15 protein-coding genes are annotated in these 17,456 nt (G+C 63.8%); 8 read left to right on the top strand and 7 right to left on the bottom strand.

Annotated features, from left to right (window positions below; translation table 11 throughout):
• Window positions 1-87: 87 nt before the first annotated feature.
• From LG367_RS11375 to LG367_RS11350, 6 genes are all read left to right on the top strand, one after another.
• On the top strand, window positions 88-3,483 hold the full coding sequence (locus tag LG367_RS11375) for a TonB-dependent receptor (protein WP_226469371.1): 3,396 nt from the start codon (window positions 88-90) through the stop codon (window positions 3,481-3,483).
• A 243-nt stretch (window positions 3,484-3,726) separates the two neighbouring features.
• Entirely contained in the window at window positions 3,727-4,269 is a 543-nt protein-coding gene (locus tag LG367_RS11370) for a hypothetical protein (protein WP_226469370.1), read from the top strand.
• A gap of 265 nt (window positions 4,270-4,534) precedes the next feature.
• Window positions 4,535-5,473, top strand: a complete 939-nt coding sequence (locus tag LG367_RS11365) for a hypothetical protein (RefSeq protein WP_226469369.1) — start codon at window positions 4,535-4,537, stop codon at window positions 5,471-5,473.
• A gap of 238 nt (window positions 5,474-5,711) precedes the next feature.
• The gene (locus LG367_RS11360; protein ID WP_226469368.1) at window positions 5,712-6,692 is read left to right on the top strand and encodes a hypothetical protein; all 981 of its coding nucleotides are present in this window, start codon (window positions 5,712-5,714) and stop codon (window positions 6,690-6,692) included.
• Window positions 6,693-6,743: 51 nt separating this feature from the next.
• Window positions 6,744-7,718, top strand: a complete 975-nt coding sequence (locus LG367_RS11355; RefSeq protein WP_226469367.1) for a hypothetical protein — start codon at window positions 6,744-6,746, stop codon at window positions 7,716-7,718.
• A 290-nt stretch (window positions 7,719-8,008) separates the two neighbouring features.
• Window positions 8,009-8,554, top strand: a complete 546-nt coding sequence (locus LG367_RS11350; protein WP_226469366.1) for a hypothetical protein — start codon at window positions 8,009-8,011, stop codon at window positions 8,552-8,554.
• A 59-nt stretch (window positions 8,555-8,613) separates the two neighbouring features.
• On the opposite strand, the gene LG367_RS11345 is transcribed toward LG367_RS11350, so the two are convergent.
• The 4 genes from LG367_RS11345 to LG367_RS11330 all read right to left on the bottom strand — a co-directional run bounded on the left by LG367_RS11345 (window position 8,614) and on the right by LG367_RS11330 (window position 11,526).
• On the bottom strand, window positions 8,614-9,288 hold the full coding sequence (locus LG367_RS11345; RefSeq protein WP_226469589.1) for a class I SAM-dependent methyltransferase: 675 nt from the start codon (window positions 9,286-9,288) through the stop codon (window positions 8,614-8,616).
• 17 nt (window positions 9,289-9,305) lie between these two features.
• Window positions 9,306-9,926, bottom strand: a complete 621-nt coding sequence (locus LG367_RS11340) for an SGNH/GDSL hydrolase family protein (RefSeq protein ID WP_226469365.1) — start codon at window positions 9,924-9,926, stop codon at window positions 9,306-9,308.
• Window positions 9,927-9,949: 23 nt separating this feature from the next.
• Window positions 9,950-11,215: a pyridoxal phosphate-dependent aminotransferase gene (locus tag LG367_RS11335; RefSeq protein ID WP_226469364.1), complete on the bottom strand. Its 1,266-nt coding sequence runs from the start codon at window positions 11,213-11,215 to the stop codon at window positions 9,950-9,952.
• A gap of 92 nt (window positions 11,216-11,307) precedes the next feature.
• The gene (locus tag LG367_RS11330; protein WP_226469363.1) at window positions 11,308-11,526 is read right to left on the bottom strand and encodes a hypothetical protein; all 219 of its coding nucleotides are present in this window, start codon (window positions 11,524-11,526) and stop codon (window positions 11,308-11,310) included.
• A 119-nt stretch (window positions 11,527-11,645) separates the two neighbouring features.
• On the opposite strand from LG367_RS11330, the gene rsgA reads away from it, so the two are divergent.
• Together rsgA and LG367_RS11320 are read left to right on the top strand one after the other, a co-directional pair.
• On the top strand, window positions 11,646-12,764 hold the full coding sequence (gene rsgA, locus LG367_RS11325; RefSeq protein ID WP_226469362.1) for a ribosome small subunit-dependent GTPase A: 1,119 nt from the start codon (window positions 11,646-11,648) through the stop codon (window positions 12,762-12,764).
• 6 nt (window positions 12,765-12,770) lie between these two features.
• Window positions 12,771-14,033: a flavohemoglobin expression-modulating QEGLA motif protein gene (locus LG367_RS11320; protein WP_226469361.1), complete on the top strand. Its 1,263-nt coding sequence runs from the start codon at window positions 12,771-12,773 to the stop codon at window positions 14,031-14,033.
• 104 nt (window positions 14,034-14,137) lie between these two features.
• Here the strand turns inward: LG367_RS11320 and phbB are convergent, their stop codons facing one another.
• From phbB to LG367_RS11305, 3 genes are read right to left on the bottom strand one after another with little or no spacing between them, the layout of a single operon-like run.
• Entirely contained in the window at window positions 14,138-14,878 is a 741-nt protein-coding gene (phbB, locus tag LG367_RS11315) for an acetoacetyl-CoA reductase (protein ID WP_226469360.1), read from the bottom strand.
• Between the two features lie 19 nt (window positions 14,879-14,897).
• Window positions 14,898-16,229, bottom strand: a complete 1,332-nt coding sequence (locus tag LG367_RS11310; RefSeq protein ID WP_226469359.1) for a CitMHS family transporter — start codon at window positions 16,227-16,229, stop codon at window positions 14,898-14,900.
• 33 nt (window positions 16,230-16,262) lie between these two features.
• Window positions 16,263-17,453, bottom strand: coding sequence for an OprO/OprP family phosphate-selective porin (locus tag LG367_RS11305; protein ID WP_226469358.1), 1,191 nt, complete (start codon window positions 17,451-17,453; stop codon window positions 16,263-16,265).
• Window positions 17,454-17,456 lie beyond the last annotated feature (3 nt).

Genomic DNA, 17,456 nt, shown 5'->3' with positions numbered 1-17,456 from the left:
TTGGAACGAGATTGTCAAAAGACGATTCGGAACCAGAGGGGAGAACGAATGCAAGTGCGAGACCAGAGTCGTTCATTCAAGCGTGCAATGAAGCCCTGCGTGTTGTTCCTGGCGTTGCTGCCGTGCCTGACGGCCTATGCGCGCAATGACGACGTGGCCACCGCGAAGTTCAACATTCCTCAGCAACAGCTCGGTGCCGCACTGTCCGAATACGCGCGCCAGAGCGGCAAGCAACTGCTGTACGCGCCCGAACTCGCGGCCGGCAAGACCGCGCATGCGGTGCAAGGCGAGAAGACGCCGACGCAGGCGCTGCAGGAATTGCTGGCGGGAACTGGTCTCGACTATGCCACCAACGCATCCGGCGCGATCCTGATCAGCGATCGCACCAACAGCAATGTCGGCGGCGCGGAGGCAAAGCCAGCCGCAGCGGAGACGCAGGGAAACGCCCAGGAGGTCGCCGAAGCGCAGCCGGCGGCGCCCTCCCAGGAAGTAGAGGCACAACAAGCGGCGCCCGAAGCAACGGCAAGCCAGAGTAGATCCGGAAGCGCCACCACCCTCGACACCATCGTGGTGACCGCGCAGAAGAAGGTCGAGAACATCCAGAAGGTGCCGATCGCGATCACCGCCTTCGGCGGCGAGGAGCTCAACGATCGCAAGATCGAAACCGGTGCCGACCTGGTCACGGCGACGCCGAACGTCACCTTCTCCAAGACCAACTTCGCCAGCTACAACTTCCAGATCCGCGGCATCGGCACGCAGGCCTTGTCGGTCACTACCGACCCGGCCGTGGCGATCAGCTTCAACAGCACGCCGATGATCCGCAACCGCCTGTTCGAACAGGAATACTTCGACGTCGAGCGCGTCGAGGTGCTGCGCGGACCGCAGGGCACGTTGTACGGCCGCAACGCGACCGCCGGCGTGGTCAACATGATCCCGAACCTGGCGAACCCGGACGCGTTCGAGGCCAACGTCAAGGGCGAGATCGGCAACTACGACACCACCCGCGTCAACGGCATGATCAACGTGCCGCTCAGCGATACGTTCGCGTTTCGTCTGGCCACGCAGTACACAAAGCGCGACGGCTATGACAAGAACACGGTCACCAACAAGAACGTCAACGATCGCGACATCCTCGGCGTGCGCACTTCGTTCGCATGGAAGCCCAGCGACCGCTTCAACGCGAGTCTGGTCTGGGAGCATTTCCAGGAAGACGACATGCGTGCGCGCACCGGCAAGCAGCTTTGCCACAACGATCCAGGCCCCACATCGCTCGGCGCGCTGACGCTGCGGGCAGGCGACGGCAACTTCATGAGCCAGGGCTGCAAGGACGGCTCGCTCTATGACGACGGCGCCTTCGGCGTGCCCAACGGCGCCAGCCTGCCGTTCGTGCTGGGCGCCGCCACGGCGGGCGGCATCATCGGGTTGACGCCGGATTTCACCACGGCGACCTTGATCAAGTACGGCGTCGATCCCTATGCCGGCGTGACGCAGTCGCACGACATGCGCAAGATCGCCACCAGCTACGACCCGAAGTTCGAGGCCACGAACGACGTGGCGCAGCTCAACTTCGACGTGGCCATCGGCGACCATCTCAATTTCGTGTCGCAGACCTTGTACACGAAGGATCAGTACTATTCGACCCAGGACTACGGACGCTTCCAGTCCAACCCGATCTTCACTCCCACGGATGGATTGCTGGGCTTCGATCCGAACTTCAATCTCGTTCCCGCCTACCCGCTGACGCCGGGCGGAGTGTACTGCGATCCGCAACTGGGTTGTTCCGATCGCTTGCTTACTGTCGATCTGGTTGATTCCCAAAGCACGCAGTGGTCGCAGGAGTTCCGCCTGCAGTCCGCCTACGACGGTCCGTTCAACTTCAACGTCGGCGCGAACTACCTGGAATACAAGGTCGACGAAAGCTATTACGTCTTCAGCAATGTGCTGACCGCCATCGCCCAGTCGACTTTCAACTCCAGCGGCATCGGCGCGCGTCCGCGCGATTGCGCGGCGGGTTCAGGCACTGCGATAGACGCCAGCACGGGTGAAGTGGTGCCTTGCGTCTACATCGACCCCAATACGCTGAATGGCATCGACGGGCAGGGCCACAACTATTTCCGCAGCCGAAATGTCGCCAAGACGAAATCCATGGCGATCTTCGGAGAAGGCTACTGGCAGATCAACGACAAGGTGAAGCTGACGGCCGGCTTGCGCTGGACCCGTGACATCAAGACCACGACGCCGTATCCGAGCCAGCTCCTGCTCGCGGGAACGAAGCTTCCGTTCTACTACCTCGGCGGCGGCTACACCGGCTACGGCTATCCTGCTGGCGAGGAAATCCGCCAGACCTGGAACGAGCCGACCGGACGCCTGGTGCTCGACTGGTCGCCGGACCTGTCGTTCACCGACAGCACCATGATCTACGCCTCGCTCGCACGCGGCTACAAGGCCGGTGGCACCAACTCCCCTGGCGTGGGCGCCGATCCGGCGCTCCTGAGCTTCACGCAGCGTGATCCGCGCTTCAAGGCGGAATACGTCAACGCGTTCGAGATCGGCATGAAGAACGTCATGGCGGGCGGCAAGTTCATCTTCAACGCCACGGCGTTCTACAACGACTACAAGGATTATCAGGTCTCGCAGATCCAGGACCGCGCCACCTTGAACGAGAATTTCGACGCCAAGACGTGGGGCGCCGAATTCGAAGCCGTGTGGCGGCCGACCGATGCGTTCCAGCTCAGCGGCAATGTCGGTCTGTTGCGCACGCGTGTCGGTTCGAATCAGTACTCCATCGACGTGATGGATCGTACGGCCGGCAATGCGGATTGGGTCGTGGTGCGGCCGTGGTTGCAGCTGGCTTCGAACTGCATCGCGCCGAAGGCGTTGGTGGAGACCGCGCTCAGTAACTGGTATGCCAACAACCCGGACACCAGTCTTCCCATCCTGCTCAACAGCTTCTGCTCGGTGAACACGCCCACGGCGGGCGGTGGCTTCACCAGTGATGGCGGCTTCAACGGCGGGCCGGGTGTGTGGGCGGGCGGCGCCGGCCCCAACTATCTGGGCGATGGCAATTTCTACAACCCGCTCATCGATGCGCCCAACGGCGGCGCCGGCTTCGCCAAGAACGTTGGCGGCAACGAATTGCCCAACGCGCCGCATCTCACCGTCAGCCTCAGCCCGCAGTACACGTTCTCGTTGCCGAAGGGCGACCTGACCCTGCGCGCCGACCTGTACTACCAGAGCAAGAGTTGGGCGCGCATCTACCAGGATCGCATCGATCGCCTGCACGATTGGGGCAACGTCAACCTCTCGCTGACCTGGTACAAGCCGGACACCGATTTCACCGTGCAGCTTTACGTCAAGAACGCGCTCGACGGCGAAGCGATCACCGGCACCTTCCTCAACAGCGACGACACTGGCCTGACCGCGAATGCGTTCATTCAGGACCCGCGCATCGTCGGTCTGTCGATTCGCAAAGGCTTCTATTGATTTGATCAACAGGCGAAACGGATATGCGCCCGCCGCGAGGCGGGCGGTTCGACAGCCCGAGAAGACATCACATTCCAGCGTCCAGGATGTCGAGTGACACGACGTCGAAGTGAAACAGGGTGCTGCCGATTCTAGATGCCACTTGGGTAAGTGCCGCCACGGCACGAAGGTTCCTCCGTGGCAACCTTCCGGATGTCTGTTCCCATCCGGTTACCTCAACTCTGTGATAGTGGAGTAAACAGCATGGCCAAGTTCAAAACCGCTCTTCTTGCCACTCTGATCGTCGCTAGCCCGCTCGTTGCTTCGCAAGCTTTTGCCGCGAGCTATCAGGTGTTCAAAGGCGGCGTCTGGAAGGTATCGGACAGCACGACGCTGACCGGGCCGACCACCGCGACGGTGGCGGGCATTCCGATTCCGTGCACTGCCACCTTTACGCTGACGCTGAATGCCAGCGGCGCCGCGACGGTCACGGCCGCCAGCTTCTCGGGCAGTTCCGCCTGTCTCGGCGTGACCGCGCAAGCTTTGCCGTGGACCGTCGCCGCGCCTGTCGCGATCTCGGGTTCTTCCTCGGTGACCGTGAACATCAGTGGCATCAACGTCAAGTTCTCGAGCCCGAGCGCGACCTGCACGGGCAATGCCTCGGGCACGCTGACCAACGCGAACCCCAACACCGGCCCGGCCAACAACGATTACACCTTCACGGCGCCGCTGTCGGCCCCCTGCACCAACGTCAAGTCCAATCCGAAGCTGACGTCTACGGATCCCATCCGTGCCGTGTTCCCCTGATCGGATGTAGATCGTGATGCATGGATGATGATCCCGCACCGATATCGACAAGGTTGTCGTGGAACCACGGGTCGGGTAATGCCGCCGCTTCAAGCGCTCAGCGCTTGAAGTGGCGTTGCAGCTTGAGGGCACGTTCGCCTCGGTCTGACAAAGGAATGACAGTCGAGTTGTGCGCTCTTCCGGACGGTGATGTTGCAACCCTGCGGACGTCCGTCCGCTGGTCGCTAATCGAATCTTCATTTCGCTAGATTTCGGGAGTCTATTTATGTCAAAGGCACTGATTTCCACGGCTCTCGCCACGGCGCTGGCCGGCATCGCCGCCATGCCCGTCGCGATGGCGGGCACACCCACGGGCCCGTGGGCGGTCTTCAAGTACTGTCCTTACAACGATCCGAACGTCACCACTTGCGTGATCAATACCACCACGTCGGGTTCGTTCACGATTGGCACCACCACTCTGCCGATCGACAAACCGATCGTGCTGCAGGGTGGCGTTGTGACGATCGCACCTCCGTCCAACACCTTCGAGCCTCTCTACGCTGCGGTCGGCGCTCCGACGCTGTCCTCGCCCCCGGGCAAGGTCCCGGGCGGTCTGCTCGGCATCGTCAATCCGGCACCCGATTGGCCGTTCCCGCTGTGGCAGGCCTTCTGGAACATCGTCAATTCGGTCAACGACGTCACGGCCACGATGGAATCGGTGCAGACGATCCAGACCAGTCTCGCGAATGGGCTGTATCCGCCCGCCGACGGTAGTGATCCCACGGCGGTACGCCTTGCGCTTCGCGTGCGTCTGCAGAATCCTTTCCTCGGCAGCTCCTGCTACATCGGCACGGCGCAGAATCCGGTCGTGGTCAAGTTGCAGACCGGGACGACCAGTCCGCCGGCACCGAATCAGCCGATCGCCGGCAGCCCTGGCACCGCGAACTTCATCACGGTGACCGAAGATCCCTACACCGCTTATATCGATGTCCAGGGTTCCTCGTACGTCGACAATTCGTTCTCGGTGCCGAAGGCGAGCGGTTGTGGCAATGTCACTCTGCTCGGCATTCCGATTCCGATCCTGACGGATGTGCTCGAGGCCCTGGTCTCTGGCGCCGTCAATCTGAAGGTGGGGCTGCCGTCCGCAGCGGGCAAGAACACCGCGATCTTGAATGGCAATGCGGCGATCGCGGCATCCGAGTACGTGCGCAACAGCGCGCAGTAAGCCAGGAAGCGAACGGTTACGGTAGTGCTTGTAACCTTGGTTGCGGAGCGACTCGCCTGAGTCGCTCCGCAAACGCTTGAGGCCTGCCTCAATACTCAAGGCTTCGTTCTCGCATTTGTTCTGGCCGGAAATTCAAGAGCACTGTTCTTCGGCATCCTGCATCCATAAGATTTACGTCAATGCGGGATGACGGGCCTCGAAATGCGCGTCTCCCGATCTTGAGATGGATTCCGGGCAAATGCATTTGCGCCACATCGTGATGATTCTGGTTGGATTGGGCGCACTCGCTTGCGCCTATTTCCTGGGGCGCGCGCAAGGCCCGCAAGCCGCGGCCGACGGCGCGGCGGATCACGTCGCCGCCACACAGGTAGGTAATGAAGGTGCTGATGCCAAAGCGGCATCTTCTGGAGCAGTGCCCGCCACCGCGCCGCTACCGGCGCGCGACACGTCGTTGAAGAAGGTCTATCGAGACTTGAAGGCCCGCGCCGATGCCGGTGACGTGGCGGCGGCCACGCGCCTGTATCGCGATCTCCACATTTGCGGCTATCTGGATAGCGTGGAGTGGTCGTTCGCTCGCGTCGCCGATGAATTGCTGGATCAGAAGGTCGATACGACGGATGCGGGAAAGATGGAGGACTATCGCGTTCAACTGGATGCGATCGAGTCGCGGAAGCAGGCCATGCAGAAATTCCGCTCCCTCTGCGATGGCGTGGATCGCACGATGCTGGATTCCCAGTTGCCAAGTCTGCAGAAGGCCGCGCAGCTCGGCGAGGAGCATGCGCGTGCCTGTTACCTGGCGCGCGGTCCGAACTACGATCCGCGCGGCTTGATGCAGCATCCGGAATGGCTCGAGAGTTATCGCGCCAACATCAAATCCATGATCGACACGGGACTCGCCGCCGGTGACTGGAAGGTGGTAGACATCCTTCGCAATGCATACCAGCCCGGTTCGGACAGCATGCTTTCCGGCGTGCTCGGTTCCGATCCCACCCTGTATTACCGCTATCTCAAGCTGTATCGCCTAGGCGCGGAGCCTTATCGCGTCGAGGAAATCGATCGCCAATTGGCTGCGGCGGCCACGCGAATCAAGCCGGAGCAGCGCGCCGACGCCGATCTCTGGGCGCAATCGACATTTCAGCAGGAGTTCGATGACGGCAATTCGACCGAATCGACGGTGCCAGGCTGGGATCCCTGCTCGTTCCCTTATGATCCCTTGTGATGTCATGAAATCCATGGACCCGAAAGCAATTCGACACGAGCAGGTTCACGCATGAACCCGCGGCGCTGGCTCGTTGTTGGTGCGGTGTTGATCGCGATCACCGGGGCGTACTTTCTCGGCCGTATCGGCGCTCCCAAGCCGCCGCCGATCGTGCGGACGGGCATTGCCGTCGGAGATGCCGGAACGGAGGCTGCTCCCGGCAAATTACAGGCTTCGGCCGCCAAGTCGGTCATCGGCATCGTCAAGGGCGCGCCGCTGCCGGCTCCCGGCACACCTTTGAAGGACACGTTCGCCGACTTGCAGGCGCGCGCGAACAACGGCGATGTCGGCGCGGCCACGCGTCTGTATCACGATCTCAGCAAATGCAGCCACTTGCGTGGCTCGGAGTGGAAGAACGCTGGTGAGGCCAACGATCTCACCAGCAAGAAAACCGAGAACATGACGCCGGCGCAGTTGCGGACTTACCAGGCGATTCTCAGTGCGATGGAGTTGCGCCAGCAAGCCGATCGCAAGAATCAAGAGCTGTGTGACGGCGTGGGCGACGAGATGCTGGGTAGCCTGGTCGACAACATCGCGCAAGCCGCCAGGCTCGGGGACGAGGACGCGCGAGCATGCTACCTGGGGCAGGGGCCGCTCTACGACGCACGAAGCATGTTGAAGCATCCGGAATCGTTGCGGAACTATCGCAGCAACGCTTCGGCGCTGATCGAGGCCGGCCTCACGGCGGGCGATTGGCGAGTCGTCGACCTGTTGCAGCAGGCCTACGAGCCTGGCTCGCAAAGCCTGTTGGCTGGGCTGGTCGGTGCCGATCCGGTGCAGCACTACCGCTATCTAAAGCTTTATCGCCTTGGTGCGGAGCAGCATCGCGTCGCCAGGCTGGATCAGCAGTTGGCGGCCGTTGCATCGAACCTGACATCGGGGCAACTCGCTGAAGCGGACGAATGGGCACAGCGGACCCTTCAGGACAATTTTGAAGGCAGCTCCACCAATACCACCCCGCCGGGATGGGAGGCGTGCGAGTTCTAGGCCGGGCGGATGGACCCGGCATCTTTCATGGAGCACAAGGATCAGTCGCATGAAACTCATCAAGCACACGCTTCTCGCTGCCGTGTTCGTGGCCAGTTCCCACGAGATGTTTCCCGCCTTCGCCGGCTCGGAGGCAGCGCCTAGTGCGGTCAGTCGTTGAGGATGACCGTCAGATCGAAATCGTGGGTCGGTCGGATGATTCATGGTGAATCGATTCCTGCGGCGCCCAATCAGGGGCGACGCTTGCAGGAGAAACGCGACCATGCCCCTCTTCATCGGAGCACAGCGCCATGTCCAAGCTGAAATCCATTGCGATCGCTGCTTTTGTCGCCGGGGGAGCGTTGACGACGCATCCCGCATTCGCTTCCGGTTATGAGATGTGGGATGGCACGGCCTGGGTCAGGAATGCGGTCGATACTTTTTCCGGCCCTTTTACCTTGAAATATATGGGCATCGTGTATCCCTGTACGATCACCGTGACCTGGGCATTGAACAATGGCGGCATCCAGACAACCGCCAGTTTCAGCGGCAGTTCGGCCTGCACGAGCATGACAGTGCAGCCAGGAGTCACGTCTCCGCCTGTCGCGATTCCGGGGAGCACCTCGGTCAGGATGACGATCAGCGGTATGGTTATCCAATCGCCGGGCATGATGCTGACGTGCAGCGGGCAGACGAACGCGGAGTTGAGCAAGGCGAATCCCTATCTGCCTAACACGCCCGCGCCTTTTCCGCCGTACAACCATGTCATGTTCAATGGCCCGCTGGGGCCATGCACGATCAATACGCCTGCGCCAGGCCTGGCAACCTTGAAGCCATTTCGCGCTTATTTCCCCTGAGTCGAAGTTTGCCGCCGCGCGCATGGCCGGAAGCGTCAGGTTCAACCATGGAATGCCGTTTATACCGGCCGAGCCGCCACGATCAGCCAGTGATTGAAGGGAGTGCGGCCGAACAGCGGCGCGAAATTTGCCTGCAGAGCGGCATTGTTGAACGCGGCACGCAGTGCTTCGGTGCTGGGATAGTGCTTTGGCGCCGATGGCATCCAGCCCGTGAGATGCGCGAAGCGGTCACCGAGGCGGGTGTAGTGGCCGCGTCGGCCGTCGTCATCGAGAGCGGCACGTATCACCAGGCGAGCGCCGGGCGTGAGCATGGCGATGGCGGCGTCGAGCAGGCGTCGCTGTGCTTCGGCGGACAAATACTGCAGGACGTCCAGGATGGCGACGCTGCCGGCGTGCCGCGGGATCTCACGAGCGAGATCGGCGGTGGCGAATTCCGCCTGCGCTAATTTCGCGCGCTGTGCCGCGCTGTGCGCGCGCGCGATCTTGGCGGCATCGATGTCCACACCGTGATAGGGCAATGACTGCCCATCGCGATGCAGGGCATGCGCGAGCAGGCCCAGTCCGCAGCCGATATCGAGCAACGGCGCGCTGCTGCCGCGCAGCGCATCGAGGACGCCGGGATAGAGCGGATCGCTCGCCAGCTTCTCGCGAACGTAGTAGTAATCCCAGCGGCTGCCCCAGAAGCGTTCCGGAAGAAAGGCGTTGGCGATCTCGGTGGCGCGCTGCCGTGGCAGGGGGCGCGTGTCGTGACTCATGTCCGCAGCAGCGTGCGTGCGATCGGCAGGGCGAGTCGTGTCCATTCGGCATACATCGCCGCCGAAGGGTGCAGGCCGTCTTCGGCGAGCATCACCGGTTCGGCGCCGCGTTCGCGGCTGATCGGGGTGATGTCGACAAATGAAATCCCGTGCTGCGCGCAGACTTCGCGCGCGGCGGCGTTGTAAGCGTCGAGTTCACGCGCAATCCGCGCGACATCCCGGCCTGAAGCAATGCCGAAGGGCGTGACGCCCCAGTCGGGAATCGACAGTACCATCACGCGGTCCGTGCGGCCGTCGGCGAAGCCGATGGCGCGCTCCAGCAATCCAGCGAATTCGCCACGGTAGTTTTCGACATCGCGGCCGCGATACTGATTGTTCACGCCGATGGCGAGACTGACGAAGCCGTAATGGCCGAGCGGGTGCGCGGCATCGATGGCGGCGTCGAGTTCGTCGGTCGTCCAGCCCGTGGTGGCGATGATGCGAGGCGCATCCAGCGCGATGCCTTCCTCGCGCAGCGCGAGCGCCAACTGTTCCGGCCAGCGGCCGTCAGGCGCGACGCTTTCGCCGATGGTGTAGCTGTCGCCGAGGGCGAGGTAGGAGATTGCGGCGGAGTGCAACGCGCCTTTCCCCCGGTGCTTGTTCAGGCCACGGCCGCGCGTTGCGTCCGGTCGGCATCGCCGACGTCGCGTCCGGCGCGGCGCGAGAGCACGCGGTCGATGCGATGGAAGACTTCGCGCAGCGTATCCGGTTCCGGCAGCAGGGTGACGCGGAAGTGGTTGCGATACGGCACGTTGAAGCTGGAGCCGGGCACGATCAGCACGTCCTCGGTTTCCAGCAGTTCCAGCGCGAAGGCGTGATCGTCGAAGCCGCGTGCCGCGTCGCCGACGACGCCGGGGAAGGCGTACAGCGCGCCGGCCGGTTCGGACAGGTGCAGGTGCTCGCTCGCATCGCAGATGTCGATCACCGCGCGGCGTGCTTCGTACAGGCGCCCGCCCGGCTGGCACAGCGCTGTGATCGTGTCGGCGCCGTGCAACGCCGCTTCGATCGCGAATTGTCCCGGCACGTTGGCGCACAGGCGCAGCGCGCCGAGCAGGTCCATGGCGTGGTGGAACTCGCCGATGCGCATCGCATCGCCCGACAGCACCGCCCAGCCGACACGCCAGCCGCAGGCGCGATGCACCTTCGACAGGCCGCCGAAGGACAGGCAAGGCACGTCGCCGGCCAGCGGCGCGACGGGCACAAATCTGGCGCCGTCGTAGAGGATGCTGTCGTAGATCTCGTCGCACATCAGCAGCAGGTGGTGCTTGGCGGCGATGGCGACGATGCGCTCCAGCAGCTCGCGCGGGTAGGCGGCGCCGGTGGGATTGTTGGGATTGATCAGCACGATCGCGCGCGTGCGCGGGGACACCAGTGCCTCGATCTCGTCCGGATCGGGCAGGAAGCCGGTGCTGGCATGGCAGCGGTAGAACACCGGACGGCCGTCGTTGAGGATGGTCGCCGCCGACCACAGCGGGTAGTCGGGCGAGGGCAGCAGCACTTCGTCGCCGGGGTTCAGCAGGGCGCGCAACGACAGGTCGATCAGTTCGCTGACGCCGTTGCCGACGAACACACGTTCGGGCGTCGCGTTCGGCGTGCCGCGCTTCTTGTGGAAGGCGGCGATGGCTTCGCGCGCGGCCGGCAGGCCCTGCTGATGGGTATAGGGATCGGTATCGTGGATGTGATCGGCGATGGCGCGTTGCAGGTGTTCCGGGGCGCGGAACCCGAACGCGCCGGGGTTGCCGATATTGAGCTTGATCAGGGTGCGGCCCTGGGCCTCCAGCTCACGGGCTCGGCGTGCCAGCTCTCCGCGGATCTCATAACGGACTTCGGACAGGCGCTCGCGGGTGGCAATGGGGGTGGTAGGCATGGGCGGAAGACGGGGGGAATCCCGCCCAGATTAACGGATGCGGTGTGATCGGGGCAAAAACCGGCCGGCCCCGTGGGACCGGCCGGCGACCGTCAGAAATTGGGGCATTGCTCGATGATGATTTCCACATGATCTGTGATCTCGCCCTCGAAGCTCCTCGAACCGTCGCAGTAGTGGTGGGACTCCCCGGCCCAGCGACCATCGTCGTAGTAGTAATACCTGTGCAGCCCGCGGTCGGGCAAAGCAATCGCCGTGGCGGCCGACAGCAGCAGGACGGTGGCCAGGGAGTACAGCGCGATACGCTTTTTCATGACGTTCCCTCGAAAAATGGCGGTAGCGGTTGATAAACCGGAACAGGGGGTGGAACCGGGCGAGGGGTCCCAGTTCGGGCATACGGCCGCTTCGCGCGGGTGCTGCGTACAATCGCGCCATGCAGCTCGACTCAGTCGCCATGGCAGCGTTGCGTGCGATCGGCTGGCCCTACGAAGGGCCGCCGGACGCGCCGGGCTGGCGTGAAACGCTCGACGCGCATCCGCAGGCACGCCCGGTGCGGGTGATCGAGCAACATCGCTCCGGCTACATCGTCGCCGACGGCCTCGGCGAGGGATTTCCTGTCGAATCGCTGCCGGAATGGCAGCGCACGCCGGGTTATCGCAAGGGCACGACCGCCGCCGAACAGCGCGCGGCGGTCGGCGACTGGGTGCTGATCGAGGGCACGCGCATCGTCGCCGCGCTGCCGCGCCGCACCGCGATCAAGCGCGGTGCGGCGGGCGAGCACTACAAGCAACAGGTGATCGCCGCGAATATCGATGTCGTCCTTGTCGTTTGCGGCCTCGACGGCGATTTCAATCCGCGCCGCATCGAGCGCTACCTGCTGCTGGTGCACGGCGGCGGCGCGCAGGCGGTGGTGGTGTTGACCAAGGCCGATCACGCCGAGGCGGATGTTCCGGCCGCGTTGGCCACCTTGGCCGGCATCCTGGACCAGGACGTGCCGGCGTTCGCGGTGAACGCCAAGGACAGGGCCAGCGTCGCCGTGCTCGAACCCTGGCTGCGGCCCGGCATGACCGCTGTCCTGGTGGGCAGTTCCGGCGCGGGCAAATCCACGCTGACCAATACCCTGCTTGGCGCGGAGAAGATGAAGACCAGCGCCGTGCGCGAGCACGATGCGCGCGGCCGCCACACCACCACGCACCGGGCGCTGATCCCGCTGCCCTCCGGCGCCTGCCTGATCGACACACCGGGTATGCGCGAACTCAAGCCCACCGGTGAGGAAGATCTTGCCGAAGGCGGCTTCGCCGATATCGAGGCGCTGGCCGAACAATGCCGCTTTCGCGATTGCCGCCACGACCGCGAGCCCGGCTGCGCGGTGCGCGCGGCGATCGAGGCCGGTACGCTCGACCCGGGGCGCTTCGCCAACTATCTGAAGCTGCGCGACGAAGTCGCCGGCGCCGCCGACAAGCTGGCGACGCGGCTGTCACAGAAGTCGAGCGCGAAAGTGCAGGTCAAGGCGTTGAACAAGCGGCTGGATGAAAAATATGGCAAGCACTGAACAACGATGAGCGGCACAGACGCGGAGATCGCCCATCACGCCGCGCTCGACGCGCGCATGGTCGCCGCTGTGCGCGGGATCAAGCTGTTGTCCTTGGTCAGCTGGCCGGCGAGCGCGCAGCAGCGCTTTCTCGACATGCATGCGCAGGGTCGCGAAGAGCTGCCGAAGATCGATTACCCGAAGCTCGATTTCACCGACACCCGGCGCGAGCTGGATGCGATCGCCGCCACCGCCGATCCCGCGCATCCCCTCGGCGCCTATCTCATCGATTCCACGCGCAGCTGGTCGATCGCGGCGGAACTGCTGGAAGCGCTTGGCACCGACGCGGTCTGCGCGCATTCGATCCGCCTGTTCGGACGCCCGGACGAACCCCTGCCGGGCAGCGGGCCGACGGCGCGCGTCGCCGCACACCACTTCATCGATATCGCCAACGAACTCGATCATGAGCTGATCGCGCCGGAGGAACAGGTCGCCATCTCTGCGACGGCGCTGCAATTGCAGCTGCAGGTCGATCTGGATGCGTTCTTCGGCGAACGCGTGATCGAGGTGACGCTCGATCCGGACATGATCGCCAAGGCCGCGGCTGGCGCACAGCGCATCCGCCTGCGCACCGGCGCCGAATACACCGACTACGACAAGCACCAGTTGCTGCAGCACGAAGCCTTCGTGCATTCGCTCACCGCGCTCAACGGTCGCGCACAGCCCGTGCTGCCGAGTCTGGCGCTGTCATCGCCGCGCACCACGGCGACGCAGGAAGGCCTGGCGACCTTCGCCGAACAGATCACCGGCAGCATCGACATCGAACGCATGAAGCGCGTATCGCTACGCATCGAGGCCGTGGCGATGGCGCTCGAAGGCGCCGATTTCATCCAGGTGTTCCGTTATTTCCAGGCGGCAGGGCAGTCCGCGGCGGAAAGTTTCGCCTCGGCGCAGCGCGTGTTCCGTGGCGTGCCGCTGAATGGCGGACAGGCATTCACCAAGGACACGGTCTACCTGCGCGGACTGATCGGCGTGCATACCTTCTTCCGCTGGTCGCTGCGCCAGGACAAGCTGCGGCTGTGCCGGCTGCTGTTCGCCGGCAAGATGACGCTCACCGACGTGCAACGCTTCGAGCCGTTGTTCGACAGCGGCGCGCTACTGCCAGCACGCTACATGCCGCAATGGGTGTCGCGCGCGAACGGCCTTGCCGGCATGCTGGCGTTCTCGCTGTTCGCCAATCGCATCCGCCTCGATCAAGTGAGTGGCGACACGCCGATCTTCGAGGTGTGATCCAGCGAGTGCATTTCGGACGCGTGCCGGACACGCGTCGGGAATCGGCTTCCGGGCGAGGTGAGGGGGAGGAGGAGTGACGTCCGGAAGCCGAAAGGCTGTACTCACCGCATGTGCAATCCGCCATTGACCGCATAGTCGGCGCCGGTGACGTAGGCCGCGTCGTCCGAGGCCATCCAGGCGCACAGGCTGGCGACTTCCTCGGGTTTTCCGAGCCGCCGCACCGGCACCGAGGTGGCGAGACGATCGAGCACATCCGGCGGGAACGTGCTGATCGAGGCGCTGGCGACATAACCTGGCGAAATCGTGTTCACGGTGACGCCGCGCGCGGCGAATTCGTTCGCCAGCGCGCGTGTGAAACCGTGCATCGCCGATTTCGCCGTTGCATAGTTCACCTGGCCGATCTGGCCCTTCTGCGCGCTGACCGAGGCGATGTTGACGATTCGTCCCCAACCGCGCGCGGCCATGCCGTCGATCACCTGCTTGGTGATGTTGAACAGCGTGTGCAGGTTGCCGGTCATCACCGCGTTCCAGTCTTCGCGCGTCATCTGCCGGAACAGCACGTCGCGCGTGCCACCAGCGTTGTTGACCAGCACGTCGACCTCACCGACTTCGGCTTTCACCTTGGCGAACGCCGCCACGGTCGATTCCCAGTCGGCGGCGTTGCCTTCCGAGGCGACGAATTCGTAGCCGAGTTCGCGCTGCTCGCGCAGCCAGCCGGCCTTGCGCGGCGAATTCGGGCCGCAGCCGGCCACCACGGTGTGCCCGTTTTGCGCGAGCTTCTGGCAGATGGCGGTACCGAGGCTGCCCATGCCGCTTGTGACGTAGGCGATGCGTAGTGTCATGTCGTCGATTCCTCTTGGCTCAGGCGGCGTAGGGATACAGCGCGAACAACAGCGAGGCGGCCAGCAGCACCATCGACACCATCACCGCCCATTTCAGCGTGAAGCGCTGATGGTCGGCGAAGTCGACATTGGCCATGCCGACCAGCAGATAGGTCGAGGGCACCAGCGGGCTCAACAGATGCACCGGTTGCCCGGCCAACGAGGCGCGCGCCATTTCCACCGGCGTGATGCCGTAGTGGCTGGCAGCCTCGGACAGGATCGGCAGCACGCCGAAATAGAAGGCGTCGTTCGACATGAAGAAGGTGAACGGCATGCTCGCGATCGCTGTGATCACCGCCAGGTACGGCCCCCAGGCATCGGGAATGATGGCGAGGAAGCTGCGCGACATCGCCTCGACCATACCGGTGTTCGACAGGATGCCGGTGAAGATGCCGGCGGCGAAAATCAGCGACACCACCGAGAGCACATTGCCGGCGTGGTTGACGATACGGCGACGCTGTTCGGCGAGATCGGGATAGTTGATCACCAGCGCCAGTGCGAAGCCGATCATGAACAGCACCGGCAGCGGCAGCAGGCCAAGGATCAGCGTGACCATCAGCGCGATCGTCAGTGCCGCGTTCACCCACAGCAGTTTCGGCCGCTTGGTGTCTTCGCTGTCGGCGAGCGTGGGGAGGTTGTCGCTGCCGGTGTCGTGTTCCGGATGCCAGTCGACGGAATGGCCGTGCAGCGTCACGATACCCAGACGTTTGCGTTCGCGCAGGCCGAGGTACCAGGCGAGCAAGATGATCGACGCCAGCGCCATGCCCATCGCCGGGACCAGCGGCACGAACACTTCGCTCGGATCGACATGCAACGCGGTCGCCGCGCGCGCGGTCGGGCCGCCCCAGGGCGTCAGGTTCATCACGCCGCTGGCGAGGATGGCGACGCAGGTCAAGTTGATCGGATTCATGCGCAGCCGCTGATAGAGCGGCAGCATTGCCGAGACGGTGATCATGTAGGTGGTCGAGCCGTCGCCGTCGAGCGAAATCAGGATCGCCAGCACCGCGGTGCCCACCACGATCTTGACCGGATCGCCCTTGACCAGCTTGAGGATGCGCTTGACGATCGGATCGAACAGACCGGCATCGATCATCACGCCGAAGTAGAGGATCGCGAACATCAGCATCACGCCGGTCGGCGCGATCTTCTTGATGCCCTCGATCATCATCTCGCCAATGCCGGCGCCGAAGCCGCCGAGCAATGCGAAGGTGATCGGGATGACGATCAGTGCGACCAGCGGCGCGAGCCGCTTGCTCATGATCAGGTACATGAAGGTCAGGACCATCCCGAAACCGAGAAGGGTGAGGACCATGGTGAACTCCTGGGAAATCGGCCGCGTTGGCGGTCAGAAGACGAACTGGAAGCGCGTGGTCAGGGCGCGGGTGCGATCGAGCGTGCGATCGGCGAAGCGATCGCGGTTGCGGCTTTCGATCCAGTCGACCATCAGGCGGATGTTGGCGTTGGCGTACCAGTTCACGCCGATGCTGCGTGCTTCGGTCGAGACGTCGAGGAAGTCGGTCTGGCCGTCGAGGTGTTGCCGTCCGGTCATGCGGTCGTAGCGCAGGACGAGTTGCCAGGCGCCGCCCTTGCGCTGCGGCTTGACCTTGCCGAAGCGGCCGTTCTTGGCATCGTAGGGCATGGTTTCGCCGGTCAAAAGCCAACCCGCCGCCGCGTAGAACGAGCGCAGATCGTTGCGCTGCATGCCGTCGTCGTAGCGGACGCCGCCGTATTCCGATTGCACGTACAGCGGCCCGCGTGTGACGGCGAATTCCAGCGAGTACTTGTCGGCGTCGACGTCGCGCCCGGTGCTGAAGTCGGTCAGCATCGCGCGGCTGTTGTCGGACTGCGCGCCGGCCGGGCGTGGCCGGACGCGCAACGCGGAGGCGCCATCGACGCCGGGGTGGTCGTACCATTCACGCGCCAGGGACAGCCCGAGATGGACGACGCGTTCATCCTCACGCAACGGCGTCCAGGTCCCGCGCGCGCTCAGCGCATTGCCCTTGGTATGCCACTCGTCGATCTGTTCCAGACTGTAGTAGCCGACGCCGAGCGTGTGGTGATCGCGCGCATCGATCCAACCGACGCCGAGCCGATAGAGCGGCGCGATCGTAGTGCCGAACATCGTGCGCTCCATCAACAGTCCGTTGTTGGAGCTGGTCTTGGCATCGAGGGAGAAGTTCTGGATGAACTGCCCGATGGTGAGCTTGCTGGTGCCGAACTCGCGAGTGACGTAGAAGTTCTTCGCCTCGATCACGTCGGCCGAGAAATCGTCCTGCAGGCCTTCGAAATCGGCTTCGAAGCTGTAGCCCCAGCCGTAGAAGTCGCCGGAGACTTCCAGTCGCGCGCGGCGGGCATCCAGTCCGTCGGTGTTGTTCGGGCCGCGATCGTCGTTGTCGAAGGCGGAATAGTCCAGGTGCAGCTCGCCACCGAGTTCGGCGGTGAACGAGTCCTCGCCGGCGGCATCGCCACCGGCAAAGCACGGCGCGCAGAACAGACACAGCCCCGCGCACGCGGCGGCGTGGGAAATGGAACGCATCGA

Source organism: Luteimonas panaciterrae, from assembly GCF_020511115.1.
In the GTDB taxonomy this organism is placed as follows: domain Bacteria; phylum Pseudomonadota; class Gammaproteobacteria; order Xanthomonadales; family Xanthomonadaceae; genus Luteimonas; species Luteimonas panaciterrae.
Note: the sequence above shows the minus strand (reverse complement) of the source record. Positions and strands in the feature narration are given on the sequence as shown.

Excerpts from the sequence above, each read along its gene's own strand:
- LG367_RS11375 (WP_226469371.1), top strand. The coding sequence starts at position 88 with ATGAAGCCCTGCGTGTTGTTCCTGGCGTTGCTGCCGTGCCTGACGGCC.
- LG367_RS11370 (WP_226469370.1), top strand. The coding sequence starts at position 3,727 with ATGGCCAAGTTCAAAACCGCTCTTCTTGCCACTCTGATCGTCGCTAGC.
- LG367_RS11365 (WP_226469369.1), top strand. The coding sequence starts at position 4,535 with ATGTCAAAGGCACTGATTTCCACGGCTCTCGCCACGGCGCTGGCCGGC.
- LG367_RS11360 (WP_226469368.1), top strand. The coding sequence starts at position 5,712 with ATGCATTTGCGCCACATCGTGATGATTCTGGTTGGATTGGGCGCACTC.
- LG367_RS11355 (WP_226469367.1), top strand. The coding sequence starts at position 6,744 with ATGAACCCGCGGCGCTGGCTCGTTGTTGGTGCGGTGTTGATCGCGATC.
- LG367_RS11350 (WP_226469366.1), top strand. The coding sequence starts at position 8,009 with ATGTCCAAGCTGAAATCCATTGCGATCGCTGCTTTTGTCGCCGGGGGA.
- LG367_RS11335 (WP_226469364.1), bottom strand. The coding sequence starts at position 11,215 with ATGCCTACCACCCCCATTGCCACCCGCGAGCGCCTGTCCGAAGTCCGT.
- LG367_RS11330 (WP_226469363.1), bottom strand. The coding sequence starts at position 11,526 with ATGAAAAAGCGTATCGCGCTGTACTCCCTGGCCACCGTCCTGCTGCTG.
- rsgA (WP_226469362.1), top strand. The coding sequence starts at position 11,646 with ATGCAGCTCGACTCAGTCGCCATGGCAGCGTTGCGTGCGATCGGCTGG.
- LG367_RS11320 (WP_226469361.1), top strand. The coding sequence starts at position 12,771 with ATGAGCGGCACAGACGCGGAGATCGCCCATCACGCCGCGCTCGACGCG.
- phbB (WP_226469360.1), bottom strand. The coding sequence starts at position 14,878 with ATGACACTACGCATCGCCTACGTCACAAGCGGCATGGGCAGCCTCGGT.
- LG367_RS11310 (WP_226469359.1), bottom strand. The coding sequence starts at position 16,229 with ATGGTCCTCACCCTTCTCGGTTTCGGGATGGTCCTGACCTTCATGTAC.
- LG367_RS11305 (WP_226469358.1), bottom strand. The coding sequence starts at position 17,453 with ATGCGTTCCATTTCCCACGCCGCCGCGTGCGCGGGGCTGTGTCTGTTC.